Annotated in this window: 24 protein-coding genes; 13 read left to right on the forward strand and 11 right to left on the reverse strand. The window is 63.4% G+C overall.

Going from position 1 to position 26,659, the window contains the following annotated elements:
• Positions 1-30 precede the first annotated feature (30 nt).
• The gene (locus tag B5T_RS00510) at positions 31-693 is read right to left on the reverse strand and encodes a GntR family transcriptional regulator (protein ID WP_014992472.1); all 663 of its coding nucleotides are present in this window, start codon (positions 691-693) and stop codon (positions 31-33) included.
• A gap of 132 nt (positions 694-825) precedes the next feature.
• Between B5T_RS00510 and B5T_RS00515 the strand changes: the two genes are divergently transcribed.
• From B5T_RS00515 to B5T_RS00525, 3 genes are all read left to right on the forward strand, one after another.
• Positions 826-1,974: an alkane 1-monooxygenase gene (locus tag B5T_RS00515; RefSeq protein ID WP_014992473.1), complete on the forward strand. Its 1,149-nt coding sequence runs from the start codon at positions 826-828 to the stop codon at positions 1,972-1,974.
• A gap of 559 nt (positions 1,975-2,533) precedes the next feature.
• A complete protein-coding gene (locus tag B5T_RS00520) occupies positions 2,534-2,899 on the forward strand; it encodes a GNAT family N-acetyltransferase (RefSeq protein ID WP_167321192.1) in 366 nt (121 codons plus the stop codon).
• 51 nt (positions 2,900-2,950) lie between these two features.
• Positions 2,951-4,411 carry a cryptochrome/photolyase family protein gene (locus B5T_RS00525; RefSeq protein WP_014992475.1) on the forward strand — a complete coding sequence of 487 codons (1,461 nt, stop codon included), beginning with the start codon at positions 2,951-2,953 and terminating at the stop codon, positions 4,409-4,411.
• Between the two features lie 40 nt (positions 4,412-4,451).
• Here the strand turns inward: B5T_RS00525 and B5T_RS00530 are convergent, their stop codons facing one another.
• The 4 genes from B5T_RS00530 to B5T_RS00545 are packed head-to-tail and all read right to left on the reverse strand — an operon-like array spanning position 4,452 to position 8,684.
• Positions 4,452-5,255 carry a crotonase/enoyl-CoA hydratase family protein gene (locus B5T_RS00530; protein ID WP_014992476.1) on the reverse strand — a complete coding sequence of 268 codons (804 nt, stop codon included), beginning with the start codon at positions 5,253-5,255 and terminating at the stop codon, positions 4,452-4,454.
• A 28-nt stretch (positions 5,256-5,283) separates the two neighbouring features.
• Positions 5,284-6,432 carry an acyl-CoA dehydrogenase family protein gene (locus B5T_RS00535; protein ID WP_014992477.1) on the reverse strand — a complete coding sequence of 383 codons (1,149 nt, stop codon included), beginning with the start codon at positions 6,430-6,432 and terminating at the stop codon, positions 5,284-5,286.
• On the reverse strand, positions 6,429-7,493 hold the full coding sequence (locus B5T_RS00540) for an acyl-CoA dehydrogenase family protein (protein ID WP_014992478.1): 1,065 nt from the start codon (positions 7,491-7,493) through the stop codon (positions 6,429-6,431). Before B5T_RS00540 ends, B5T_RS00535 begins: the two co-directional genes overlap by 4 nt.
• 6 nt (positions 7,494-7,499) lie before the next feature.
• Positions 7,500-8,684, reverse strand: coding sequence for a thiolase family protein (locus tag B5T_RS00545; RefSeq protein ID WP_014992479.1), 1,185 nt, complete (start codon positions 8,682-8,684; stop codon positions 7,500-7,502).
• Between the two features lie 230 nt (positions 8,685-8,914).
• Here B5T_RS00545 and B5T_RS22120 point away from each other — a divergent pair, with 230 nt between their 5' ends.
• The 3 genes from B5T_RS22120 (at position 8,915) to B5T_RS00560 (ending at position 12,164) form a co-directional block, all read left to right on the forward strand.
• On the forward strand, positions 8,915-9,562 hold the full coding sequence (locus B5T_RS22120) for a TetR/AcrR family transcriptional regulator (RefSeq protein ID WP_014992480.1): 648 nt from the start codon (positions 8,915-8,917) through the stop codon (positions 9,560-9,562).
• Between the two features lie 333 nt (positions 9,563-9,895).
• On the forward strand, positions 9,896-10,840 hold the full coding sequence (locus B5T_RS00555) for an IS110 family RNA-guided transposase (protein ID WP_014992481.1): 945 nt from the start codon (positions 9,896-9,898) through the stop codon (positions 10,838-10,840).
• 271 nt (positions 10,841-11,111) lie between these two features.
• Positions 11,112-12,164 carry an amidohydrolase family protein gene (locus B5T_RS00560; RefSeq protein ID WP_014992482.1) on the forward strand — a complete coding sequence of 351 codons (1,053 nt, stop codon included), beginning with the start codon at positions 11,112-11,114 and terminating at the stop codon, positions 12,162-12,164.
• On the opposite strand, the gene B5T_RS00565 is transcribed toward B5T_RS00560, so the two are convergent.
• From B5T_RS00565 to def, 5 genes are all read right to left on the reverse strand, one after another.
• Positions 12,139-13,590 carry a TrkH family potassium uptake protein gene (locus B5T_RS00565; RefSeq protein ID WP_014992483.1) on the reverse strand — a complete coding sequence of 484 codons (1,452 nt, stop codon included), beginning with the start codon at positions 13,588-13,590 and terminating at the stop codon, positions 12,139-12,141. The genes B5T_RS00560 and B5T_RS00565 overlap by 26 nt on opposite strands.
• Positions 13,591-13,707: 117 nt before the next feature.
• Positions 13,708-15,084 (reverse strand): Trk system potassium transporter TrkA, encoded by a 1,377-nt coding sequence (gene trkA / locus B5T_RS00570; RefSeq protein ID WP_014992484.1) that lies wholly within the window; start codon positions 15,082-15,084, stop codon positions 13,708-13,710.
• 13 nt (positions 15,085-15,097) lie between these two features.
• A complete protein-coding gene (rsmB, locus tag B5T_RS00575) occupies positions 15,098-16,402 on the reverse strand; it encodes a 16S rRNA (cytosine(967)-C(5))-methyltransferase RsmB (RefSeq protein ID WP_014992485.1) in 1,305 nt (434 codons plus the stop codon).
• Positions 16,395-17,360: a methionyl-tRNA formyltransferase gene (fmt, locus tag B5T_RS00580; RefSeq protein WP_014992486.1), complete on the reverse strand. Its 966-nt coding sequence runs from the start codon at positions 17,358-17,360 to the stop codon at positions 16,395-16,397. Before fmt ends, rsmB begins: the two co-directional genes overlap by 8 nt.
• 83 nt (positions 17,361-17,443) lie before the next feature.
• Entirely contained in the window at positions 17,444-17,950 is a 507-nt protein-coding gene (def, locus tag B5T_RS00585) for a peptide deformylase (RefSeq protein ID WP_014992487.1), read from the reverse strand.
• Between the two features lie 150 nt (positions 17,951-18,100).
• Here def and B5T_RS00590 point away from each other — a divergent pair, with 150 nt between their 5' ends.
• From B5T_RS00590 to B5T_RS00615, 6 genes are all read left to right on the forward strand, one after another.
• Positions 18,101-19,171, forward strand: coding sequence for a LysM peptidoglycan-binding domain-containing protein (locus B5T_RS00590; protein WP_014992488.1), 1,071 nt, complete (start codon positions 18,101-18,103; stop codon positions 19,169-19,171).
• Positions 19,172-19,228: 57 nt separating this feature from the next.
• On the forward strand, positions 19,229-20,299 hold the full coding sequence (dprA, locus tag B5T_RS00595) for a DNA-processing protein DprA (RefSeq protein WP_014992489.1): 1,071 nt from the start codon (positions 19,229-19,231) through the stop codon (positions 20,297-20,299).
• Positions 20,300-20,414: 115 nt separating this feature from the next.
• The gene (locus B5T_RS00600) at positions 20,415-20,963 is read left to right on the forward strand and encodes an L-threonylcarbamoyladenylate synthase (RefSeq protein ID WP_041716614.1); all 549 of its coding nucleotides are present in this window, start codon (positions 20,415-20,417) and stop codon (positions 20,961-20,963) included.
• Between the two features lie 37 nt (positions 20,964-21,000).
• Positions 21,001-21,909 (forward strand): oxygen-dependent coproporphyrinogen oxidase, encoded by a 909-nt coding sequence (gene hemF, locus B5T_RS00605; RefSeq protein ID WP_014992491.1) that lies wholly within the window; start codon positions 21,001-21,003, stop codon positions 21,907-21,909.
• Positions 21,906-22,721 carry a shikimate dehydrogenase gene (gene aroE / locus B5T_RS00610; RefSeq protein ID WP_014992492.1) on the forward strand — a complete coding sequence of 272 codons (816 nt, stop codon included), beginning with the start codon at positions 21,906-21,908 and terminating at the stop codon, positions 22,719-22,721. Before hemF ends, aroE begins: the two co-directional genes overlap by 4 nt.
• A complete protein-coding gene (locus B5T_RS00615; protein WP_229682971.1) occupies positions 22,718-23,704 on the forward strand; it encodes a lipid A deacylase LpxR family protein in 987 nt (328 codons plus the stop codon). The genes aroE and B5T_RS00615 overlap by 4 nt, the downstream gene beginning before the upstream one ends.
• A 131-nt stretch (positions 23,705-23,835) precedes the next feature.
• Here B5T_RS00615 and B5T_RS00620 read toward each other — a convergent pair whose 3' ends face one another.
• Positions 23,836-24,369, reverse strand: a complete 534-nt coding sequence (locus B5T_RS00620; RefSeq protein WP_014992494.1) for a gamma carbonic anhydrase family protein — start codon at positions 24,367-24,369, stop codon at positions 23,836-23,838.
• Between the two features lie 45 nt (positions 24,370-24,414).
• Here B5T_RS00620 and prlC point away from each other — a divergent pair, with 45 nt between their 5' ends.
• A complete protein-coding gene (gene prlC / locus B5T_RS00625) occupies positions 24,415-26,448 on the forward strand; it encodes an oligopeptidase A (protein ID WP_014992495.1) in 2,034 nt (677 codons plus the stop codon).
• Positions 26,449-26,659 lie beyond the last annotated feature (211 nt).

Below are 26,659 nucleotides of genomic sequence, written 5' to 3' on the forward strand. Positions count from 1 at the left end.
CGGCTCGTGAGCGGAGGGCCGCGATGGGCCTTAGCTTTCCCGTTTGGCCACGGCCCGCAGCACGATCCGGCATTGGTTCTCGCCATACTCGCGAATGTCCGCCGCGGCCTTTTCGGGATCCCGCGCCAGCACGTTTTCCAGCAGCCGCTGGAAGATGCGCAGGGACACATCGAACTCGGTGGTTTCTTCCTGCAGGGCGATGAAGGAGAACCGCTTCAACAAGGGCATAAGGTCGGTGATATCGGCCGCCAGGTAGCGATTGTCCGCGAAACGGTCGGTGGCGATCTCGACGAAACGGAAGGCCAGCTGGTGGCCACCCTGTACGTCCCCCTGGTCATAGCAGCGCTGAAAGTCCGGCAGCATGGTGGCGAGATCCTCGATCTGGCCCGGTCGCCAGTTGCTGGCCGCCATGGCCGCCAGACGGGAAAGCAGCAGAAACAGGAAGTCGTAGAGGTCGCGGACCTCGCTTTCGCTGACCTCGCAAACCCGCGCACCACGGCGTGGCTGCAATTCGATCAAATGCTGCTTCTCCAAGAGCCTGAAGGCCTCTCGGAGTGAGTTGGTGCTCACTTCAAGCTGTTTGGCCAACTCCGCCTCCGGCAGCTTCTCTCCCGGTTTGCGCTCGCCGCGGACAATCTGCTCGGCCAGATGATCGGCGATCTGCTCGCTGAGGCTCACGGCTCTCAAGGTCATAAAGGGCTCCTTTTGATGAGAGCGATTATCCCGATTATGAGCTGATGTGTCACTAATTGAATTGTTTGACAATTGAATTAATCATGCTAACGTTGCCATCGAGGACTGTTACTGTCACTAGCGAGGCCGCTCATGTTCGCCAAAATGTCGTCCGACACCATGTTGAAAATAAAAAAGTGGGGCTATCTCCTGTTCTGGGCCGCGGTACTGCCGCTGCTGCCGTTCAGCGTCTATGTGGGACGTGAGGCCGGCACCCAGGACTATTGGGCCTGGTTCATCTATTTCGTCGTGTTCGGCATGGTGCCGTTGCTCGACTACCTTATCGGCAAGGACCCCTCCAACCCGGATGAGAAGGTCCAGGTGCCTTCCCTGAGCGAGGAGCGCATCTACACGTTCTTCCTGTTTCTGATGGGCTTTGTCTGGCTGGGCGTGCTGTTCTACGCCGGCCATGTGTTCATCAGCAACGACTACGGTTGGTTCGGCAAGCTGGGGTGGATTGTTTCCATCGGTACCGTGGGCGGCATCATCGCCATTAATCTGGGCCATGAGTTCGTCCACAAGGATCCCAAGCTGGAGAACTGGATGGGGGGGCTGCTGCTGTCCTCGGTGACCTACGCCGGCTTCAAGGTGGAGCACGTGCGCGGCCATCACGTTCATGTTTCAACCCCGCAGGATGCCTCCTCATCCCAGTACAATCAGGGGCTGTACAGCTTTCTGCCGCGCGCCATCAAGCATAACTTCCTCAATGCCTGGAAGCTGGAAAAGCAATATCTGGAGCGTAAGGGCAAAAAGAACTTCAGCATCCATAATGAGCTGATCTGGTGGTACAGCATTTCCGCTTTGTTCGCGGTGGCTTTCGGTATCGCTTTCGGCTGGCAGGGTGTGCTGTTTTTCCTGGCACAGAGCTTCGTTGCCGCCTTGACGCTGGAGGTCATCAACTACATCGAGCACTACGGCCTGCATCGTCGGGTTCAGGAAAATGGCCGCTATGAGCGGGTAACCCCGGCGCATAGCTGGAACTCCAATTACCTCCTCACCAACCTGGCCCTGTTCCAATTGCAGCGTCACAGTGATCACCATGCCTATGCCAAGCGGCGCTATCAGGTCCTGCGCCACTACGAGGAAAGTCCGCAATTGCCCGGTGGTTACGCCGCCATGTATGTGCTGGCGTTGTTCCCGCCGCTGTGGAAAAAGGTCATGAATCCCCGCGTTGAGGCTTACTACGAAGGGGAAATGGATCAGTTGTTCCGCAATGCGCGCCGCGTGAACAACATCGCTTGAATCCCTGCTGATGACACGGAGCCCGGCCTTGCCGGGCTCATTTCCTGGCTCTCTTCAGGACCCCGGGCCGTATCGACTGCGGTACCCGGGGTTTTTTTGTTCATCGCGGTTTGCAGGGATACAACATTACTATGGCGAGTAATGGCGATGGTGCTATTGTCGACGCCGCCGGGGATGGCTTTGGCACAGGAGCCGCCCCAGTATGATCCCGTGCCCCGGTGTCACTTCCTGTCTCTGCCTCTACCCGGCTTTCGTCGGGCAGGGCGGATCAGCGCTGTGATTCCATGTCAGCTGGCACGGCGGCCTGCTTTTCTCGTATTGTGGTACAGGCTCTTCTCAATCAATGCCAATCTTTTTACAGTGCGGTATTCGATATCCAGGATCCGACCCTCCGGTCGCCGGTTACCGAATCCGGGCCCAATATCATTGAGGAAACCGCTCGAGCGTTATGGTCGTCATGGACAGGCACCGTCCCGTTGTTTTACGCCCGGCCCGTCGGCAGGATGCGGCGGCCATATCCCGTTGTGTGCTGCGCGCTTATCAACATTTTGTTCCCCGCATGGGACGTCCCCCGGTACCGATGACCGACGACTACAACCAGGTTCTGCGGCGTAACACGGTATGGGTGGCCGATGACGGCCTCGGCATCCAGGGCGTGGTGGAACTGGAGGAAACGGATTTCGGGCTGCTCACCAAGAACATGGCGGTGGATCCGGACTTTCAGAAACAGGGCCTGGGGCGTCGCCTGCTGGCCCAGGCCGAACAGCTGGCCCGCGAAGCCGGGCATGATGCGCTGTACATTTACATCAGCGAGGCCATGGTGGAGAACCTGGTGTTCTATCTCGACCACGGCTATCAGGAGTACGAACGGCGCCTGGAGCAGGGCACCTACCGGCGTATCTATTTGCGTAAACACTTGGCCTGACATTGGGAGCCGCTCCAGGCCATGGCGAGTCTGCCGAACACGAGCGGGGGAATGGCCATGCGTCTGGTCTGGTTCCGTAACGATCTGCGCTGTCATGGGCATACGCCGCTACGGCAAGCGCTGGCCGGCGCCGGTCCGGTGCTTGCTTTGTATGTGCTGTGCCCCGGGCAGTGGGACGCTCACGATGTCGCGCCGCTGCGTCGCTGGTATGTACTGGAGAGTCTGCGGGAGTTGGGCGAGGAGCTCGCGGCTCGGGGCGTCGACTTGCATGTGATCGATGGCGGCGATTTCGCCGGCGCGGTGGAGGTAGTGCAACGCTTTGTCGCCGACCGGGGTGTCACCGAGGTGTTCTGCAATCGTGAATACCCCGTCAACGAGCTGAATCGGGATCGGGCAGTGGCGCGTTCACTGGAAAACACCGGCGTGCGCATTCGCGGTTTCGATGATGGCGTGTTGGTGCCGCCGCGAGCGCTGAATACCGGCAAGGGCACCCCTTACACCGTCTTCACGGCGTATAAGCGGCGTTGGGATGCGTGGATGGAGGAGAAAGGTCCGCCACTGCCGGAGACGCCGCGATGGCCGGGCGGGCAAGGTGATTTCGTTGGTCGAGCCACGGTGCGAAAGGCGCTGGCGGAACTGTCGGTGTCGCCGCGGTTGACGGAACTCTGGCAGCCAGGAGAAGCCGCCGCGGCCCGGCAACTGGAACGGTTCGTGGCGCGGGATCTGGCACACTACAAGAACCGGCGTGATATCCCCTGCGAAGCCGGAACCAGTGGGTTATCGGCGGCGTTGTCCGCCGGCACGCTGGCGCCGGCCCAGGCCTGGTGGGTCGCCCGGCTGGCGATGCGCGATGCTGGCGTGCGGGAGGGCGCGGCTTGCTGGATCGGCGAACTGGCCTGGCGGGATTTTTATCGGCAAATTCTGCACCGGTTCCCGATGTTGGCCAAGGGCGCGCCGTTTCGCCCGGAAACCCGCTTGTTGCAGTGGAACGACAACGAAACGCTATTTAACGCCTGGTGCCAGGGGCGCACCGGTTATCCGCTGGTGGACGCGGCCATGCGGCAGTTGCTAAGCACGGGATGGATGCATAACCGGTTGCGCATGTTGACCGCCATGTTTCTGACCAAGCATCTGTTTATCGATTGGCGCAAGGGCGAGCGGTTTTTCATGCAACATCTGATCGACGGGGATGTTGCCGCCAACAATGGCGGCTGGCAATGGAGTGCTTCCACCGGAACCGATGCGGCGCCTTATTTCCGGGTCTTCAGCCCGGTACGGCAAAGCCGGCGGTTCGATCCGCAAGGACATTTTATTGCCCGTTACGTGCCGGAGCTGGCGGAGCTCGATAACGACAGTGTTCATGAGCCCTGGAAGCAGCCGCTGTTGAGCGGCGACTATCCGCCGCCGGTGGTGGCGCATGAAGGGGTGAAGCAACGGGTGGAAGCCGCTTTTCGGGCCGCCCGTGATACCTGGCGGCGGCAAGGCGAAGGGGCTGGATCCTCTGGAGCCTGAACAGGATGTCGCAGGCTCCGTCCACTTTTGAGAGATGAACTCACTGGCCGCTGAAGGTCGGGTCCCGCTTTTCAATGAAGGCGGCCACGGCTTCGTCGTGGTCATCGGTGGTGTGGGCCAGCGCCTGCATGGCGGCGGACATTTCCAGCACCGTATCCAGACGCGAGGAGCGCGCGGTCCACAGCAGGCGTTTGGTCATGCGCACCGCCTGCGGCGGGTTGGCGGCGATACGCGCGGCCAGGGCACGGGCTTCGTCCAGCAACTTGTCGTCGGGCACCACCCGGGACACCAGACCACAGGCGAGCGCCTCCTCGGCGCCGACGCGGTCGCCGGTGAGTGCCATTTCCGCCGCTTTGGAGAACCCGACCACCCGCTGAAGCAACCAGGCGCCACCGTCTCCGGGAATGATGCCCAACTTGACGAAACTCTCGGCGAACCAGGCGCGTTCGCCGGCGATGCGGATATCGCACATGCAGGCCAGATCGCAGCCGGCGCCCACCGCCGGGCCGTTGACGGCGGCGATCACCGGGACTTCCAGTTTTTCGAACGCCAGCGGAATGCGCTGAATGCCGGTTTTGTAGTTGCGCCGGGTTTTCACCGGGGCCGTGGCGTCGTTGAGACCGCCAGCGGCACCCATCTTTTTCACGTTGCCGCCGCTGGAGAAGGCACTGCCGGCGCCGGTGAGGATCGCCACCCGGGCTTGCGGGTCCGCCTCCAAGCGATCCAGGGCATCCAGCAGCGCTTCGATCATGTCGGCGTCGGAGATCGGGTTGCGGTTTTCCGGGCTGTTCAGGGTCAGGGTGACGATACCGTCGTCGAGTTGATAGGTAACCAGTTCGCTCATGAAGATTCCTTGTTATTAACGCGGCTTATTAACGCAAACCCAGGCCACGGGCGATGATGCCGCGCAGAATTTCCCGGGTGCCGCCTCGTAGTGAAAATGCGGGTACTTGTTGCACAGCGTAGTGGAGCACTTGGAAAAAGTCCCGGTGAGCGGCGTCGGCGCGGCCGGTGTCCACCAGTTGCCGGGCAATGTCCGGAATGTCCTGTTCCAGCAGGGCCCCCAGATCCTTGACGATGGCCGCCTGCAACGTTGGATTCTCGCCCCGTTGCAACATGCCGGCCACACTGCGTGACAGTCGACGCAGGCTCATCAAATGGGCGGCGAGGCGGCCAACGGCGATGCGGGACTGATCGTCATCGCGGCCTTGCAGGGCGCGGATCAACTCGATCAGCACCCACAGAGTGGAGAGAAACCGGTCCGGACCGCTGCGCTCGAACGCCAGCTCGCTGAGCACCTGGTTCCAGCCGTCGCCCATCTCGCCGATCAGGGCGTCGCGGGGAACCTGGACGTTTTCGAACACCACCTCATTGAAATGATGGGCGCCGGACAGATCGTGGATCGGCCGGATGGTGATCCCCGGCAGAGTCAGATCGATCAGCAACTGGCTGGTGCCGCCATGGCGGTCCTCATGGTCACGGCTGGTGCGGCAGAACAGCACCATGTAATGGGCCTTGTGGCCGTAGGTGGTCCACAGCTTGGTGCCGTTGACGATGAAGCCATCGTCCACCGGCTCGGCGTAGGTGCGGGCGGCGGCCAGGTCGGAACCGGAATCCGGCTCGCTCATGCCGATACAGAAAAAGCATTCACCGCGGGTGATGCGTGGCAGGATCGCCTGCTTCTGGGCTTCAGTGCCATAGCGCAACAGCAGCGGGCCGCTTTGCCGGTCCGCGATCCAATGCGCCGCCACTGGCGCGCCGGCGGCTAATAGTTCCTCCAGCAGCACGTAGCGTTCCAGAGCGCTGCGTTCACTGCCGCCGTACTGCTTCGGCCAGGTCAGGCCGATCCAGCCTTGTTCTCCTAGCCGGCGGCTGAAGCCGGCATCGAACCCCATCCAGGATTCGACCCGTTGAAGCGGCGTGCGGCCGGCCAGTTCGGTGGCGAGGAAGTCGCGTACCTGTTCGCGGAAGCTCTCCGCCTGTTGCGATTCCGGAGGCGTCGGGAAGGACAAATCGATCATTGGCGCGCTCCTTCGGTGCTGCTGCCCAGTTCGGTGATGAAGGGCCAAAGACCATCGGCGCCGCGCGCCAGAACCTGCTCGCCCAACCGGGCCTGCCAGTAGCGTTCGCTGCCGAATTCGTCGCGCCAGCTCCACAGCCGCCGGCTGTACAGGTTGAGCCGGTATTCGCGGGTCATGCCGATGGCGCCATGGACCTGGTGGGCGATGGCCAGCGCCTGGCCGGCGGCTTCGCCGCAACGGGCTTTGGCGGCGGCAATCAGCGCATGGCGGCGCGGATCGTGGAACGCGTCCACCGCCATATCGGCGGCCCCGGCGGCTATCGCGGCCTGGGTGGCCAGTACCGCCAGTTGCTGCTGGATCGCCTGTTGCCGGGCGATGGGCTTGCCGAATTGCACTCGCTCGCCGGCATATTGAACGGTCATATCGAGCACCGTGGCCAGGGCTCCGGCGATTTCCTGGCAGCGCAGCAGCGCGCCGCTCTCGAACAGCCATTGCGGGCCAAGCGTCTTGGGCAGCTCGCGCACCTGGTGGTCGTCCAGGGCGAGGTCCAGGGTCAGATCGGTGCGCGGCTGATCGGCCAGATTGGTTCCGGGGGTTGCCGCCAGACTGTCGGGGGCGAGGACCAGCAGCCGGTTTTGCCGGTCGTGCCGGGCAATCGTTACCACCACTTCGGCGTTTTCCACCCAGGGCGCGGCCGGCAGCCGGCCATGGACCCACCAGTGGTCCCCATCCCGGTTCAACTCCAGTGGGTTATGCGGGTCCGTCACGGCAAGGGTGGGCCGCCCTTCCGCGATGTCGGCGCCGGCTTCGGCAAGCAACCGGTTGGCGAGCAGAGCTTCGCCCAGCGGTGCCGCCAGCGCGTACTGACCGGCCAGGCGAACCACCGCCAGCGCGTCCGCCACCGGCAGGTCGAAGCCGCCATGGGCCTCATCCACCAGCGCCAGTGGCAGGCCGAGTCCCGCCACCCGTCGCCAGGCCGCGTCAGTGTCGTCCGGCGTTTCCCGCAGTTCGGCGAAGAGCCGCCCGGCGGTATCGAGCAGCAGGCTGCGACTATCGTCCATGGAACCTCACAGGCGCTCGATGATGGTGGTGTTGGCCATGCCGCCGGCCTCGCACATGGTCTGCAAGCCGTAACGCTGGCCGTTCTGACCCAGGGCGTGCACCAGGGTGGTCATCAGCCGGGCCCCGGAAGCACCGAGCGGATGGCCGAGTGCGATGGCGCCGCCGCGCGGGTTCAGGCGCTGCGGGTCCGCGCCCAGCTCTTTCCGCCAGGCCAGCGGTACTGGCGCGAACGCTTCGTTCACCTCGAAGTGATCGATCTGATCCACGTTCATGCCGGCTTTTTGCAGTGCCCGTTTGCTGGACGGAATCGGCGCCGTCAGCATGGTCAACGGGCTGTCGCCGCAGACATCGAAGCTGACGAAACGGGCCAGAGGCTTGAGCCCCAGCTTATTGGCCAGGGTCTCGCTCATGATCAGCAGAGTGGAGGCGCCGTCGGTGATCTGGGAAGCGTTGCCGGCGGTGATGCTCCAGTTGATTTCCGGGAACCGCTGTTTCAGAGCGTCGTCCTGGAATGATGGGCGTAATTCGCTCAGCCGTTCCGCGGTGGTGGCGGGGCGGATGGTTTCGTCCTCGGACAGGACGCTGCCGTCCGGCAGGGTCACCGGTACGATTTCATCGCGGAAAGCGCCGGCTTCCCGATGAGCTGCAGCCCGCTGATGGGATTGGGCGGCGTACTGATCCAGCGTCTCGCGATCCAGTTGATAGCGGCTGGTCACCAGTTCGGCGGCCACTCCCTGGGACACCAGCCCCGGAGCATAGCGTTGCTGAACGCCCTGTCCGAACGGATCCTGGCCCATGCGCGCGCTACCCATGGGGACCCGGCTCATGGACTCCACGCCGCCAGCGATCACCAACTGATTGGCGCCGGCCATGATCGACTGGGCGGCGAAATGCACCGCCTGCTGGCTGGAGCCGCATTTGCGGTCGATGGTGGTGCTGGGCACGTGTTCGGGAAAACCGGCGGCGAGCAACGCCATGCGTCCGGGGGTGGCGGACTGTTCGCCGGACTGGCTGACGCAACCGATCATGACGTCGTCCACCAGGCCGGGGTCGATATCGTGGCGCTGGACGGTCTCTTTCAGCAGGGCGGCGAGCAGGTCCACCGGGTGCAGGCCGGCCAGCCCGCCATCGGGCTTGCCCCGGCCCATGGGGGTACGCAGGGCGTCGACGATAACGGCGGCTTCAGTCATGACGGACTCCATGCCGGGGGTCGCCCGGCGGCAGGGGGAAATTCATTTGTACTCCTTATTGTTCCGACGGCCGCCATCCGGGAATATCCGGGGGGCATCGCCCGTCGGGTCCGGGACCGTGGCGCGAAATAAGGGCGCTTGGGGCTCGACAAAACGGGATAAACAATCAACCATGATTTTTTTTGCCGGTCAAGATGGCTGGCATCCGGCGAACGCAATGGACCAGAACCATGACCGAAGACGTAGAGCACTCTCCGGCGACGGACGCGGTAGTCCCCGGTGCCCGGCGCGCGCCCCGGCAGGCACGCAGTCTGGATACCCGGGAGAAGCTGGTGACCGCTGCCCTGGAGTTGATCCGCACGGAAGGTTATGCCGCCCTGAGCACCCCGCTGGTGGCACGCCGCGCGGGCGTCTCCCGGGGCGCGCTGCAATACCATTTTGCTTCCCGCGACGATCTGTTCGTGGCGGTTCGCAGCCGCCTGGCATTGCGCCTGGACTGGGGGTTCCCGGTGGCGGAACTGGCGGCCCGGCCTCTGGCCGAGCGGGTGGCCTGGGTGGTGGACCATTACTGGTCGGTGCTGGGCAGCGATGATTATGTGGCGGCCATGGAGATCCGCCTGTATGAGCGTTTCAACGGCGCGCTCCATGCCCAGCTGTGCCAGGAAATGCGGGAGCTGGCGGAAACGCGCCACCGGGAATGGGTGCGCCTGTTCGCCGACGTGTCACTGGACACCGACACTCTGGTCGGTGTGCGCACCTACATGATGGACGCCCTGCGCGGCATTGCCCTCAGGCGCATCGAGATGGGACCGGAGGAGCGGGTACTGCCGGCGCTGGCATTGCTCAAGACCAGTCTGGTGGGGCTGCTGGCTGAATAACCCCCTGGCTGCCAACCCTCTGTAGGAGCTTGGTCCGGGCGGCGGGCCGCTGCAAGCGAATCGGGCTCCCGGGGCCCCAAAAAATTCGCTTGCAGGGCAAGCTTGTATGGTTTCCCGGCAAGTCTTAGAAAGAAAAGACTTGTCGGGGTGGAGGGACCAAGCAAGCTTCTGACCCTAGGGTACAGACTGTGGGAGATATGGCCCCACCCCGCACCTTCAAACGCCGATAAGGAATCCATCGGCTGAGCGCACACTCAGACCGACGATACTCTGCAAGCCAGCGTTACGGTGCGCCCCGACAAGCCCATTTAACCTAGCTGACAGGGGTGCCCCATGGCAATGCCGGCAAGCCGCCCGGAGATCGGGATTGATGTGGCCAAAGACGACCTGGTGATTCACCTCCAGGACCTGAACCAAACCGTCACCATCGACAATACCCCCCAGGCCATCCGCCAATGGCTGGCCACCCTCCCCAAGGGCTGCGATATCGCCATTGAGGCGACCAGCACCTATCACCTGGACATTACCGAGCGCGCACACGCCAAGGGCCACCGGGTCTATGTGGTGGACGGCTACCGCCTCAGCAACTACCGCAAAGGCGTTGGAGGGCGGGCCAAGACGGATCTGGCCGATGCCCAGTTGCTGGCCCGCTATCTGCGCAGGGAGAAAGACGAGTTACGCCCATGGAGCCCACCCCCAAAGGCGTACCGGGTGCTGCAGAGCCTGCTGCGTCGCCGCGCCGCCTTGGTTAAGGCCCGCACGGCATTACGCCAGAGCCTGAGCGGAGAACCGGAGCTCAAGGCCCCGCTACAGGCCCTGATCGCCGAAATGGACCGGATTGACACTCTGATCCAGAAACGGCTCAAGAGTGCGGTGAGGGCCGCAGGCTTACAGACCCAGGTCCAACGCTGCGACGCCATCGATGGGGTCGGCGAGCTCACCGCCACCGCCTTGGTCATGGCCTTCCTGAGAGGGGACTTCAAGAACAGCGATGCCTTCGTGGCCTTCCTGGGGCTGGATGTCCGAGTGCGTGACTCTGGTAAACTCACAGGCAAGCGTAAGCTGACCAAGCAAGGGGATACCGAGGTCAGGCGACTGCTGCACTGTGCCGCCATGAGTGCCTCTCGACACCCGGTCTGGCGCGCCTTCTATCAGCGCTATCGGGATCGGGGACTGCACACCACCCAAGCCTTGGTGATCCTGGCCCGGAAGATCGCCCGCACCGCCTTCACCCTGATGAAGCAGCAACAAGAATATTGCCCCGCAAAGCTCTTTTAAGCATTGCAGGACACCATAGAATCTCCTACAGCGGCTTCGTAGTCCGGTCCGTGGGAAGCTGCCTTGTGGACAGTGGCGATAAAAAATTGCCGGGAGCAATTTTTAACGTTGCTTTGCGACGGCCCGAAGGGTGGCCGCCATGGACGGCGGCGATAAAAAATCAGCTTTGATTGTCGTCGCGAAAAGTGGAAAAGTATCGGGCTGATTCCGGCCCGTCCAGAATCGGAAACCCGGAAATGAGAACAACAGGCCGGGACAATCAGGAGCCTCGATGACAACAACAACGTCGCAAAAACCGGTGCTGCCGGGTCCGGATCGGGACTGGCTGGCACAACATCAGGAACCGGTGCTGGAGCCGGAGCTGGCCATCGTCGACCCGCATCATCATCTGTGGGGACCGCCGCGCGCCACCTATCTGCAAGCGGATATCGAAACCGATTTGAACGCCGGCCACCGCGTCATTGGCACGGTCTTCGTGGAATGTCTGGAACAGTATCGCGACAGCGGGCCGGAACCGATGCGGCCGTTGGGCGAGACCCGTTTTGCCCGGAGTGTGGCGGAGGCCACCGGCGGCCGCGTCTGCACTGGCATCGTCGGTCACGCCGATCTGCGCCTGGGCACTTCGGTGAATCGGGTGCTGGAAGGTCACCTGAAGGAAGGCGGCGGCCGTTTCCGCGGCATCCGTCAGTCCAGCGTCTGGGATCCGGATCCCACAGTGCGTACCACCACCCGGATTCCATCGGAGAAGCTGCTGCTGGATCCCAATTTCCGCGAGGGATTCGCCTGCCTGGCGCCGCTGGGACTGAGCTTCGATTGCTGGACCTACTTTCATCAGCTGCCGGAACTGGAGAATCTGGCGCGGGCGTTTCCCGACACCGTGATCGTGCTGGATCACGTCGGCGGCGTGCTCGGTGTCGGGCCCTACGCCGGGCGTCGTGACGCGCTGTTCCCGGAGTGGCGCATGGCGATCGAATCGCTGGCGCGCTGCGCCAACGTACGGATCAAACTGGGTGGTCTGGGCATGCACAGCTGCGGTTTCGGCCTGGACGGTCAGCCGTTACCGCCGTCCTCGGAGGCTCTGGTGGATCTCTGGCGACCTTATCTGGATGTGTGTCTGTCCGCCTTCGGCGTGGAAAGGGCGATGTTCGAAAGTAACTTCCCGGTGGATCAGGTGTCTTGTTCCTACGCGGTGTTGTGGAACGCGTTCAAACGTTACGCCGCCGGTTTTTCCGAGGCGGAGAAAGCGGCCTTGTTCCGGGAAAACGCCATCGAAACGTATCGGCTGGAGATTCCGGCGCTCACTGCTTCCAGAACAGCGGAGTGAACAGCACCAGCAAGGTGAAGATCTCCAGACGGCCGAGCAGCATCAGCAGCGTCATCATCCACTTGGCGGCGGGTGAAATATCGGCGAAGCCGCTGGCCACGCCGCCAATCCCCACGCCCAGGTTGTTCAGGCTGGCGGCAACGCAGCTGACCGCGGTGGTCAGGTCCAGCCCGGTGACGGTGAACAGCAGCGTGAAGACCACCGCGATGGTGATGTAAACACCGACAAAGCCCCACACCGCCTGCAGCACCCGATCATTCACCGTATGGCGGCCGAAACGCAGGGCAAAGGCGCCGTTGGGGTAAATCAGCCGCCGCAGTTCGCGAATGCTGTGGTGGAACACCAGAGCACCGCGCACGCTCTTCATGCCGCCGCCGGTGGAGCCGGCGCTGGCGCCGAGGAAACTGGTGAACACCAGCAGGAAGGGCACGAAACCGGGCCAGGCGGCGGCGTTGGTGCTGGTGTAGCCGGTGCCGGTGCTGAACGAGGCCACCTGGAACGCGGCGTGTCGCAAGGTTTCATCGGCGCCCTGGAACACGTTGAAGGCCAAGAGCCCCAGCGTCACCAGCAGGATGTAGAGGAACACCATGCCGATGTAGAAACGAAACTCCGGATCGCGCACGAACGTCAGCGGCGAGAGGCCGCGAATGGCGGCGAAATGGAGGGCGAAGTTGGTCCCGCCGATAATAATGAAGACGGTGGTGATCCAGTCGATGGCGGCACTGTCCCAGTAGGCCATGGACTGGTCATGGGTGGAGAAGCCGCCGGTGGCCACGGTGCTGAAGCTGTGGGTGATGGCGTCGAACAGGGACATGCCGGCCAGCCAGTAGGCCGAAGCGCATGCCACGGTGATGAACAGATACAGGTACCACAGCGCCTTGGCGGTTTCGGCGATGCGCGGCGTCAGTTTGGCGTCCTTCATCGGCCCGGGAATCTCCGCCTTGTACAACTGCATACCCCCGATGCCCAGCATCGGCAGGATCGCCACCGCCAGCACGATAACGCCCATGCCGCCAAACCACTGCAGTTGCTGGCGGTAATAAAGAATGGATTTGGGCAAGGTATCCAGGCCGGAAAGCACCGAGGCGCCGGTGGTGGTCAGCCCGGACACGGATTCAAACACCGCGTCGGTGAACCCCACCGGAGTGTCGGCGGAAATCAAAAACGGCAGGCCGCCAATCACGCCCAGTACCGACCAGAACAGCGTCACCACCAGGAAGCCGTCGCGGGTCTGCAGTTCGGCGCGGTGACGGAAGAACGGCAGCCACAGCACCAGCCCGAGCAGCAACGAGATCACGAAGGACGCCAGGAACGGCCCTTCACTGCCGTCCTGATAGAAGTAGGACACCGCCACCGGCGGCATCATGGTGAAGCTGAACACCACCAGCAGCAGGCCGAGCACTTTGGAGATCAGCGCGAAATGCATGCTTTCTTCCTTCGCTGACACGCCAGCACGCAACACGCAACACGCAAAAAAACGTGGGCTGGAAAGTGGCACTTGCGAGCGTGCAAGCGTGTTGGCGTGTCAGCGTGCATGCGTTTCCTAGAAGAACGTGAACCCGACCTGGAACAGTTTTTCCACGTCGCGAATACGGCGCCGGTCGATCAGGAACAGGATCACGTGATCGTTCGGTTCGATCACCACATCGTCATGGGCGATCAGTACCCGTTCACCGCGTACCACGGCGCCAATGGTGGTGCCTTCCGGCAAGTCGATGTCCTCGATGGCGCGGCCCACCACCTTGGAGGATTTGGCGTCGCCGTGGGCAATCGCCTCGATGGCCTCGGCGGCGCCGCGGCGCAGCGAATAGACATTGACCACGTCACCACGGCGCACATGGGTGAGCAGGCTGCCGATGGTGGACTGTTGCGGTGAAATGGCAATGTCGATGTCATGGCCCTGAACCAGGTCCACGTAGGCGGGGTTGGCGATCAGTGTCATCACCTTGCGCGCGCCCAGGCGTTTGGCCAGCAGCGAGGCCATGATGTTGGCCTCGTCGTCGTTGGTCAGAGCGCAGAACACATCGGTGTTCTCAATGTTGGCCTTGAGCAATTCGTCGCGATCCGTGGAGAGGCCCTGCAGCACCACGGTGTGCTCCAGTTTTTCGCCGAGCCAGTCGGCCCGTTGCGGTGAGCGCTCGATGACCTTGACGTTGTAGCGGTGCTGGATGCTTTTCGCCAGGCGATAACCGATGTTGCCGCCGCCGGCGATGAGAACGCGCTTGTAGTTGTGCTCCAGCCGGCGCAGCTCGCTCATTACCGCGCGGATGTCGTTCTTGGCGGCGATGAAGAACACTTCGTCGTCCGCCTCAATGACCGTGTTGCCTTCCGGAATGATCGGCCGGTTACGGCGGAAAATCGCCGCCACCCGGGTATCCACATTGGGCATGTGCTTGCGCAGTTCGCGCAGCTCGTTGCCCACCAGCGGGCCGCCGTAATAGGCGCGCACGGCCACCAGCTGCACCCGGCCGCCGGCGAAATTCACCACCTGCAGAGCGCCGGGATGTTCGATCAGACGCTTGATATAGTCGGTGACCACCTGCTCGGGACTGATGATCACGTCGATGGGAATGGCGCTCTCGTTAAACAGCTTGTCGGCGCGGCTGGTGTAATGGGCGGTGCGGATGCGGGCGATCTTGGTGGGGGTGCGGAACAGGCTGTAGGCTACCTGGCAGGCGACCATGTTGACCTCGTCGGAGTTGGTCACCGCGATCAGCATGTCGGCGTCCTCGGCGCCGGCGTCCTTGAGCACGCTGGGATAGCAGCCCATGCCCTGCACCGTGCCGATGTCGAGACGGTCCCCCAGTTCCCGCAGGCGCTCGCCATCTGTATCAATGACGATGATATCGTTGCGTTCGCCGGCGAGGTTCTCCGCCAACGTGCCGCCCACCTGGCCGGCACCCAGAATAATGATCTTCATGATCGTGGTCCGATCACCCCATGGTTTTGCGCAGGCGGGCCAGATAAAAACCGTCCGGCCCCTGATCCCGCGGCAGCAATTGCCAGCCCCGCGCCGCCGGTGACGCGGCGCCAATGCCCGGCGTGTCCTCGGTGGCGTCTTCGGTGCGCTCGAGGAACGCACTGATTTGCTGATCGTTTTCGGCGCGCAGCACCGAGCAGGTGGCGTACACCAGCGTACCCCCGGGGCGCAGCAGCGGCCATAGTGCATCCAGCATGCGCGCTTGTAAATCCACCAGGGCCGGCAGGTCCTGGCGGCGGCGATGCCATTTCACATCCGGCTGGCGGCGCAGGATGCCGGTGGCTGAGCAGGGGGCATCCAGCAGAATGGCGTCAAACGGCTCACCGTCCCACCAGCTTTGCGGGTCGGCGGCGTCACCCTGGAGCACGGTGGCCTCGGCGTCGAGGCGCTTGAGCGCCTCGCGCACCTGACGCAGACGCGATTCGGACACGTCCAGTGCCACCAGCCGTGCGCCGGGAAAGGCTTCGGCCAGCTGACCGGTCTTGCCGCCGGGCGCGGCGCAGGCGTCGAGCACGCGCGCGCCGTCCGGCATCGCCATCAAGGTCACCGGCAGTTGCGCCGCTTCGTCCTGCACCGTCAGTTCGCCCTCGGCGAAACCGGGCAGGGCGGTGACCGGGCGGGGTGGCGACAGATACAGCGCCCACGGAGAGAGAGCACCGGCACGGGCTTCGTCACCGAATTGTGTCAGCCAATGGTCGCGGTGGTGGTGCCGCTGATTCACCCGCAGGGTCAGCGGCGGTGGCGTCAGGCTGGCCTCGGCCATGGCGGCGGCCTGATCCGGCCAGTCGCTTTGCCACTGCTGCCAGAGCCAGTCCGGCAGCGACCAGCGCACCGCGTCGGGGTAGTCGGCGAAGGCGGTGGCGGCGTCAATACGGCTGGCCTTGCGCAACACCGCGTTGGCCAGGCCACTGGCCCAGCCCGCTTTCAATTTGCGGCACAGGTCCGGATAGGCATTGACCACCGCATGATCGGCGCGGTCGCTGAACCACAGTTCGTAAAGGCCGCACAGTAGCGCCAGCCGCACCGGCTGGGCACTGGGTTTGAGTGGTTTGCTCAGCTGTTGATTGAGCCAGTGATTGAGTGGGCGCAGGTAGCGGCAGACACCAAAGCAGAGGTCGCGCATCAGGCCGCCGGCGGCGCCATCCAGGGCCTGGGCGCGCAGCACCTCGCGCAGACTGGCGCCGTCGCCGCTGCCGGGCAGCACACGATTGAGGGCGCGTACCGCCGCCAGACGGGGGTTGGGGGCGGCCTCAGCCAAGATGGTCGCCCCGCGCGAACAGATCCGGGTGGCCGCGCAGTATCTCGGCCACGCTCATCGGCTTCTTGCCCGGCAACTGGATTCGTTGCAGCCGCAACGCGATGTCGCCGCAGGCCACCACCACGCCGTCGGCATCGGCGGTGATGATGTCGCCCGGCTCCTGCAGGGTGGTGTCGGCGTCGCACTCCTGGGCTTCCCATACCCGCACCGCCTTGCCATCCAGATCAAACCAGCACACCGGCCAGGGATTGAACGCGCGAATGCGACAGCTCAGGGCCCGCGCCGGCAGGCGGAAGTCCAGGCGGGCTTCTTCCTTGCTCAGCTTGTGGGCGTAGGTGACGCCGTCGTCCGGTTGCGGCTGGGCCCGCTGTAAATGGCCGGGCAGATCCTCCAGCACCGTGACCAGCAGGCGCGCGCCTTGCCCGGCCAGCCGGTCGTGCAGTTCTCCGCCAGTTTCATGGTCGCCGATGTCCAGCGCTTCGGCGAGCAGCATGGGGCCAGTATCGAGGCCGGCGTCCATGCGCATGATGGTGGTGCCGCTTTGCCGGTCACCGGCCATGATGGCGCGCTGGATCGGCGCCGCGCCACGCCAGCGCGGCAGCAGTGAAGCGTGCACGTTGACGCAGGCGAGCCGGGGGATATCCAGCACCGCCTGGGGGATGATCAGGCCGTAGGCGACCACGATCAGCGCATCCAGCCCGAGATCGCGAAGTTGGGTCTGGATCGCTTCGTCCTTAAGGGTGGTGGGTTGCAGAACCGGGATGCCGGCGCTTTCCGCCAGTGCTTTGACCGGCCCCGGCTTGACCTTCTTGCCGCGACCGGCGCCACGGTCCGGCTGCGTCAGCACGGCGACAACGTCGTGAGGGCTGTCCAGCAGCGCCTGCAGGCAGCTCGCGGCGAAGTCCGGCGTGCCGGCGAAGGCCAGCCGTAAGGGAGAAGACTGTTCGGAATGGGCCACGATGGTGATCCGTCTCCAGGAAACGGGGCGGTGCTGCCGCCCCGGGGGAATGGATGTCAGAGTCTGCGCGCGCTGTCAGGCGCTCAGGCTTGCTGGCGGTGGATCTTCTGCAGTTTCTTCTTGATGCGGTCACGCTTGAGCCGTGATACGTAATCCACGAACAGCTTGCCGTCCAGATGATCGATCTCATGCTGGATGCAAGTGGCGAGCAGGCCATCGGCCTCCATCTCAAACGGATTTCCGTCCCGGTCCAGGGCCTTGATCATCACCCGCGCCGGCCGCTCCACCTGCTCGTAGAAACCGGGCACCGACAGGCAGCCCTCCTCATAGGGGGCAAGATCCCCGGTGAGCGGGGTGATCTCCGGGTTGATGAACACCAGCGGTTGATCCCGCTCCTCGGAGACATCGATCACCAGCAAACGCTGATGCACGTTCACCTGGGTGGCCGCCAGGCCGATGCCGGACGCTTCATACATGGTTTCGATCATATCGTCGATCAGTTTGCGAAGCGCGTCATCCACCTGTTCCACCGGTTTTGCTACGGTGCGGAGTCGGGGGTCGGGGAATTCAAGTATTTCCAGTTTGGCCATTTGGGGTCCCGGCTAGTCTGCTATTGCCAGACTACTTTAGATTTGGTTGCTAACTCTATGATCACGTTGCTAGTATCGAGAATCGGCTCACGCCGATTTGGGGGATGCATCCACAACGTGGGTGCTCATAATCATAAAAGGAAACCACTGATGATCAAAACGCTCCGGCGCCTGGCGGCGGCGTGCGCGATGCTGGTGGTGGCCGCCGGCGTTTCCGCCGTAACCCTGCGCGATAATCACCCGGACGTCTACTACGTCAAAAAAGACGATACTCTCTGGGACATCAGCGGGCGTTTCCTGGAACATCCCTGGCAATGGCCCGAGATCTGGCACGTCAATCCCGCCATCAAGAACCCGCATCTGATTTTCCCCGGTGACGCCATTCGTCTGTCCTGGGTGGACGGCGAACCGCGGCTGGAACTGGATCGCGCCAGCGGTGAGCAGAGCCGGTTGCCCGACGGCACCGTGAAGCTGTCGCCAAGGGTACGGGAAATGAGCCGTGAGGACGCCATTCCCGCGATTCCGATGAACGCCATCCAGAGCTATCTCAAGCAGGCCCTGGTATTGGAGCGCGCGGACATTGCCGCCGCGCCCTATGTGCTCGGCGGGCAGGATCGCCGCGTCATCTTTGGCGGCGGCGACACCGTCCACGCCCGTGACCCGGAACAGCGCTGGGCAAACGCCGAACAGCGCTATGGGCTGTATCGCGTGGGCGAGGAATACGTGGATCCGGTCACCGATGAAGTGCTGGGCTACGAGGCCCGTCAGGTGGGTCTGGCCTCGGTGGAGCGTATCGAGGAAGACATGGCCACCCTGCAGGTGTTGCGCTCTTCCGAGGATCTGCGGGTGGATGATCGGCTGTTCCCGCAACCGGATCAACGCGTGCGCGCCTTGCTGTATCCGCACGCGCCGGATGAAAAAGTGGAAGGCCGTATCATCCGCTTCTTCGACCGGATCAGCAGCGTCGCCCGCAACGACGTGGTGGTGATCAATCGCGGTGCCCGGGAAGGCATGGAGGAAGGCCATGTGCTGGATATCTTCCAGCAGGGCGAGCAGGTCCGGGACCGGCAGCAGGACGAGATGGTGCGCCTGCCCCGCACCCGCGCCGGTTCCCTGGTGTTGTTCCGGGTGTTCGAGAAAGTCAGCTACGGGCTGATCATGGAGTCCCAACGCCCGGTTTACATGAACGACGTGGTGGAAAGCCCGGAGGGCAGCTACTAGCCGCGGCGTCAGGCCGATCAACAGAGTCCATAACGCGCACAGGGAGGTGCGTTTTTTATGCGAGACCAGCTTGCGCGCCTGGCGTTGGCCAAGGCGTTCGACCCCGCTTCCATGCAGCTCGGCGAGGCCCTGCGTCGCCGGCCCATCGACGAAACCCCTCTGACCCGGTATGCCGAGGCCCTGCCCGGGCGCTTGCCGAATCCGAGCGAACGCCGGCGCTGGCTGACGGCCCCGGAATCCCTCGAGCCGCAGTGGCGACCGCTGGCCGCTCAGGGCTGGCGCTGGCTGGCCCTGGGGGACGAGGATTATCCGCCGCTGCTGGCGGATCTGCCGGACGCGCCGGGGGTGCTGGCGGTACTGGGCGAGGTGTCCGCGCTGGCGCGGCCTCAAATCGCCATGGTCGGGGCCCGTGGCGCCTCCGCCGAAGGGGAGGCCAACGCCTATCGTTTCAGCCGCTGTCTGGCCGCGGCGGGATTCGCCGTCACCAGCGGGCTGGCCCTGGGCGTGGACGGCGCCGCCCACCGTGGCGCCTTGGCCGCCCCCGGGATCACCCTGGCGGTGCTGGGGCACGGTCCCGGCGAGCTCTACCCGCCACGCCATCGCCGGCTGGCCGGGGAGATCGTCGCCGCCGGCGGCGCCCTGGTCAGTGAGTTCGCCCCGGGGCGCCCGCCTTCCCGGCGCTCCTTCCCACAACGCAACCGCCTCATCAGCGGCCTGAGCCTGGGTGTCGTGGTGGTGGAGGCGGCGCTGCGCAGTGGCTCCCTGATCACCGCCCGCTGTGCCGCCGAGCAGGGGCGGGAAGTGTTCGCCATTCCCGGTTCCATTCATAACCCGCTCAGCAAAGGCTGCCATAAATTGCTGCGGGAAGGGGCCAACTGGCTGGAATGTACCGACGATGTGCTGGCGGCGTTCGAGGACTTTCATCGCACCGTGGCGCACAGCCCTTCGCTTGTTGAAACGCCGCCGCCGTTGCTGCGGTATTTCATCGGCGGCGTGAATACCCTGGACCAACTTTGCGAGCGCTCCGGGCTGGCGCCGCCGGAGCTGACCGCGACCTTGCTGGAGCTGGAGCGGGAGGGGTACATCGAACGGGTCGGTGGCGGCTATATGAGCCGTCCGCCGGGTTGACCCGCCAAGGCTGTCGGGCAGCAATCCGTCCGGTGCTGGCGGGATGGCCGCTACAACGGGTATCCTACTTGCCGACCGGAGAGGCTCTCCCCATTCGTCCCGACGCGCTTTTTAAATGAATCTGCACTTGGACACAGCGGCCCGCATCATTCACGCGGGCGGCGTAATTGCTTACCCCACGGAAACCGTTTACGGCCTCGGTTGCGACCCGTTCAATCGTGAGGCGGTGAACAAACTGCTGGCGATCAAATCCCGCCCCTGGCGTAAAGGATTGATCATGGTGGCCGCGGATCTGTCCCAGTTGGACGGGCTGGTCGCTCTGAGCGAAGCCCAGCGCCAGCAGCTGGCTGATATCTGGCCGGCACCGGTGACGTACTTGCTGCCGGCCACCCCGGCGGTCCCGGAGTGGGTTCGCGGCGAACACGCCAAGGTGGCGGTGCGGGTCAGTCCGCACCCGCTGGTACGGGCTCTGGCCCGGGCCGTGGGCACGCCGATCATTTCCACCAGCGCCAACCGCGCCGGCCAGCCCCCTGCCCGCAATCGCTTTCAGGTCGCCCGGGCAATGGGGGCGGAGCTGGATTTCATCGTCACCGGTGACTGCGACCCCAGGGCTCGCCCTTCCACCATTATCGATCTGGAAACCGGGCGGGTAGTGCGGGCCTGACCTCCGCGACCGCCGGGATAACCACGGAGTAATGCCGATGACCGATGTGGCGCCGCAAGCGGTAAAGCACTATCTGCTTGAGCTGCAGGACCGCATTTGCCGGGAGCTTGAGGATGAGGACGGCGGAGCCCGCTTCATCGAGGACGCCTGGGAGCGTCCGGAAGGCGGCGGCGGCCGTAGCCGGGTAATCAGCGAGGGGGCAGTGTTTGAAAAAGGCGGGGTTAATTTCTCCCATGTGTATGGCGAGAGCCTGCCGCCTTCCGCCAGCGCTCAGCGGCCGGAACTGGCCGGACGTTCGTTCCAGGCCATGGGCGTTTCCCTGGTGCTGCATCCGCACAACCCCTACGTGCCCACCAGTCACGCCAATGTCCGTTTCTTTCTGGCGGAAAAACCGGGTGAAGCGCCGGTATGGTGGTTCGGCGGCGGCTTTGACCTGACGCCCTATTACGGTTTCGAAGAGGACGCGGTGGCCTGGCACAGTGTGGCGAGAGACGCCTGCGCGCCGTTCGGCGAGGATCTTTACACGGAGTTCAAAGCCTGGTGCGACCGCTACTTCTATCTGAAGCACCGGGACGAACCGCGTGGTATCGGCGGGTTGTTTTTCGATGACTTCAACCGGCTCGGTTTCGACCACAGCTTCGCCTTCATGCGCAGTGTCGGCGATGCTTTTTTGCCGGCCTACCGGCCGATCGTGGCGCGCCGCAAGGCCATCCCCTTTGGTGAGCGCCAGCGCCGCTTCCAGCTTTATCGGCGCGGCCGTTACGTGGAATTCAACCTGGTCTACGACCGCGGCACCCTGTTCGGCCTGCAATCCGGCGGTCGCACCGAATCCATCCTCATGTCGCTGCCGCCGCTGGTGCGCTGGGACTACGACTGGCGGCCACAGCCGGGCAGCGAGGAAGCCGCGTTGTACCAACAGTTCCTGATTCACAAGGAGTGGGTATGACCGATCGCTACGCGGTGTTTGGCAATCCGGTAAGCCATTCCCGATCACCGGACATCCACCATGCCTTTGCCGCTCAACGTGGCGAGGATCTCAGCTACGAGCGTATCGAAGCGCCCCTGGGCGGCTTCGCCGAGTTGGTCGACGCCTTTTTTCAGGCCGGCGGTAAGGGTGCCAACGTCACCGTGCCGTTCAAGGAGCAAGCCCATGATCTGTGCGAAATACTCACCGAGCGGGCCCGTCAGGCCGGCGCGGTGAATACGCTGTGGCGGGAGCAGGGTAAATGGCATGGCGATAACACCGACGGCGCCGGTCTGGTTGCCGACCTGTGCGACAACCAGGGCTGGGAGCTGCAAGGGCGGCGGATACTGATTCTGGGCGCCGGTGGTGCCGTTCGCGGTGTGCTTGGACCACTGTTGGCGCGCAAACCGGCGGCACTGACCATTGCCAACCGTACCGTGGCGCGGGCGGAGAACCTGGTCACGTTGTTCCAGAATCCGCATTGTCCGGTAGCGGCGGTGGGGCTGGAAGAACTGGGCGGTGACTTCGACGTCATCATCAACGCCATTTCGGCGGGATTACAAGGGGAAATGCCGGCGTTGCCGGCGAGCCTGGTGCACCGGGACACGGTAGCCTACGACATGGTTTATGGCCGTCAGCCGACACCGTTCATGAGGTGGGCGGACGCCGCCGGCGCGGCGGGTGTCCGTGATGGTCTGGGCATGTTGGTGGAGCAGGCGGCGGAGGCTTTTCAGGTTTGGCGGGGATGGCGACCGGACACCGGTCCGGTGTTGCAGAGCTTGAGGATTGCATGATGACTCAGATGCAGAAAATGGTCCTTGGTGCCGGTCTTTCCCTCGTGAGCGTATGTGGCGCGGACACGTTCGGGTTCGCCTGGGATAACGATCTGTTTGTTGGTCTGGACAAGAATTACACCAATGGCCTGCGCATCAGCTGGGTCGGCGATGGCCATGGCAAGTGCGATGACAACGGCGGGGTGACCTGCGCGGTGGCACGGACTCTGGACCCGCTGCCGGGAGTGTCCGCGGCGGATGAGCGTCATGCGCTGACGGTCAGTTTGGAACAGATCATGGTGACGCCCGACGATATCGAGCGTTCCACGCCGGACTACACGGACGTGCCCTATGTGGGCTACAGCAATCTGGAGCTGGGGCTGTTCAGTTGGGACGCCCGTAACCTGTACGGCTATGGTGTGCGGGTCGGCGTGGTAGGGCCGGACTCCGGCGCCGAGGAAAGCCAGAAGATCGTTCACAGGGTCACCGGTTCCACCCGGCCGAGGGGCTGGGACAACCAGCTTGGCCCGGATCTCATCGGCGGGGTTTATTTCCTGCACGCCCATCGCTTTCTCAAGCGGGAATACGACAGCGGCTACCAGCTGGAGCTGGGTGGTGCCTGGGGCGTTGACGTCAATAATTTCGACGGCAATGCGCAGAGCGGAGGGTTCATCCGTTTCGGCCGCAACCTGCCTGGCAACTTCATTCCGGATTACGCGGGCATCGGTACCGCCGGGTCTCTGGTGGGGCTGTTCGATAACCCCGGGTTCGGCTGGGAGCTGTTCCTGGGGTCATCCGTGCAATACAACGGTTATTCCTACATCGAGCGCAAAGGCGGGGATTACAACATCGACAAGGAAGACTGGACCGTCACCGTGATTGGAGGAGCGGGTATCCGCAATGATCGCTTCAGCTTCACCGTGACCTTGCAGCATTCCACGTCACCGATCCGCGACAGCGACCCGATCAGTTTCGGCAACATGTCGTTCATGTGGGCGATCTGACCAGCGGTCGCTACAAAGCCGCCGTAGGAGCCAGCCTTGCTGGCGAATGGGCTTCAGGTCAAAAGATTCGCCAGCAGGGCTGGCTCCTACGGCGGCTGCGTAGTCCGGTCCGCGATTCCTCTCCGGCGAATTTATTCCTGCGCCAGATACTGATCCTTCAGCTTCACGTAATTGCCCGCCACATAGGGCAGGAACGCCAGCTCCTCCTCGGTCAGCCGGCGCGCCGGTTTGGCCGGGCTGCCCCGGTACAGCCAACCGCTTTCCAGACGTTTGCCGGGGCTGACCAGGGTGCCGGCGGCGATCATCACGTCGTCTTCCACCACCGCGCCGTCCATGATCATCGCCTGCATGCCCACCATCACCCGGTTGCCCACGGTGCAACCGTGCAGCATGGCCTGGTGGCCAAGAGTGACATCCTCGCCGATGCTCAGCGGAAAGCCGTCCGGGTTGAAACGGGAGGCGTGGGTAATGTGCAGCACGGCGTTGTCCTGGACGCTGGTGCGGGCGCCAATGCGGATACGATGCATATCGCCGCGGACCACCGCCCCCGGCCAGATTGAACAGTCCTCGCCCAGGGCCACGTCACCGATCACGGTGGCGGCGGCATCCACATATACCCGTTCGCCCAGTTGCGGTACCTTGTCTTCGAAGCGACGAATCCCCATCTCTTTCTCCCAATCAGGTGAATTCCGTTTATAACGAGAGGCCCCATGAGTCACAACCCGTTGATCGACTACCCGGATCTGCCCCCCTTCTCCGAGATCCGTCCCGAGCACGTAAAACCGGCGGTGGAGCAGCTGATCGCGGATGGCCGCCAGCGTATCGAAACGGTGCTGAAAGCCGGTGACGTGGGTTACCAGGCGCTGGTGGCCGCGCTTGATGAAGAGGACGACCGCCTTGGCAAGGCCTTTGGCCCGGTCGGGCATCTTAACGCGGTGGCCCAGAACGAGGCGCTGCGGGAAGCTTACAACGCCTGCCTGCCGCTGCTCAGCGAATACGGCACCGAAGTGGGACAGAACAGTGCCTTGTTCGCGGCCTATCAGGCGCTCCACGACAGCGCCGAATTCGCCACTCTCAATGAAGCCCAGCGTAAGGATATTGATAATACCCTGCGTGATTTCCGTTTGTCCGGCGTCGCCCTCGGGGAAGAAGACAAGCGCCGTTACATGGAGAACGCCAAACGCCTCTCCGAACTGACCACACAGTATGAAAACCAGCTTCTGGACGCCACCCAGAACTGGAAAAAACACGTTACCGATGAGCAGGAACTGGACGGCCTGCCGGAAACCGCGCTGGCTGGCACCGCCGATCGCGCCAGGGCCGAGGGACTGGACGGCTGGCTGTTGACGCTGGATTTCCCGGTCTATCTGGCGGTCATGAGCCATGCCCGTAATCGTGCCCTGCGCGAGGAAATGTATCGCGCCTTCACCTCTCGGGCCTCTGATCAAGGACCGGACGCCGGCCGTTTCGACAATGGACCCGTCATGGGCGAGATTCTGGCGTTGCGTGATGCCCAGGCCAAACTGCTCGGGTTCGGGAGCTATGCGGAAAAATCGCTGGCCACCAAGATGGCGCGCAGCGTCGATGAGGTGATGCACTTCCTTCATGATCTGGCGCTCAAAGCCAAACCGCAGGCAGAGAAGGAACTGCAGGAATTACAGGACTTCGCCGCGGAACAGGGCGCCACGGATCTGCAGCCCTGGGACATTGGATTCTGGAGCGAGCGTCTGCGTGAAGCCCGTTACGATCTTTCCGACGAGGCACTTCGCCCCTGGTTCCCGGCGGAAAAAGTCATCGATGGCATGTTCGCCGTGGTCGGCAAACTGTTTGGTATCCGCTTCCGTCAGCGTGATGACGTGGACACCTGGCATGCGGATGTCCGTTTCTTCGAGTTGGTGGACGATGACGGCGGTGTCCGCGCCGCCTTCTACCTGGACATGTACGCGCGCACCGGCAAGCGTGGCGGCGCCTGGATGGATGATGCCCGTATTCGCCGCCGCCGGCTGGACGGGTCCCTGCAAACCCCGGTCGCCTATCTGACCTGTAATTTCGCGCCGCCGGCCGGGGGCAAGCCGGGCCTGCTGACCCACGATGAGGTGGTGACGCTGTTCCATGAGTTCGGTCATGGCCTGCACCATATGCTGACCGAGCAGGAAGTGTCCGGGATTTCCGGCATCAACGGTGTTGCCTGGGACGCGGTGGAGCTGCCCAGCCAGTTCCTGGAAAACTGGTGCTGGACCGAAGAAGGGCTGGCGATGATCTCCGGTCACTATGAAACCGGCGAACCGCTGCCCAAAGCGATGCTGGACAAGATGCTGGCGGCGAAAAATTTCCAAAGCGCCATGGGCATGATGCGACAGCTGGAGTTCTCCCTGTTCGACATGCGCCTGCACGCGGAGTACACGCCGGAGCTGAGTATTCAGAAAGTGCTGGATGAGGTCCGTGACGAGGTGGCGGTGATCAAACCTCCGGCGTTCAATCGCTTCCAGAACGGTTTCTCACACATTTTCGCCGGTGGCTACGCCGCGGGTTACTACAGCTACAAATGGGCGGAAGTGCTTTCCAGCGACGCGTACTCGCGGTTCGAGGAGGAAGGCACGTTCAATGAGGACACCGGCCGCGCTTTCCGTGACAACATCCTTGCCCTGGGTGGCAGCCGGGAGCCGATGGAACTGTTCAAGGCGTTCCGTGGCCGGGAGCCGAGCGTGGAGCCGTTGTTGCGGCATAGTGGTATCGACGTCTAGTCAGGGAGAGATCGCGGTCCACAATACGCTGGTGCGCTTGTATTCGCCGGCCTCGGAGACTTGAATTCAGAGGTTGCTACAAGGTCACTGTAGGAGCTTGCCTTGCAGGCGAATTCTTGGAACGCAGCGCCTTCGCTTGCAGGGCAAGCTCCTACAGCGGCTTCGTAGCTCTCTCTGTGGGAAGCTGCCTTGGCAGCGAATCAGATGTGGG

This window comes from Alloalcanivorax dieselolei B5 (genome assembly GCF_000300005.1).
Taxonomy (GTDB): domain Bacteria; phylum Pseudomonadota; class Gammaproteobacteria; order Pseudomonadales; family Alcanivoracaceae; genus Alloalcanivorax; species Alloalcanivorax dieselolei.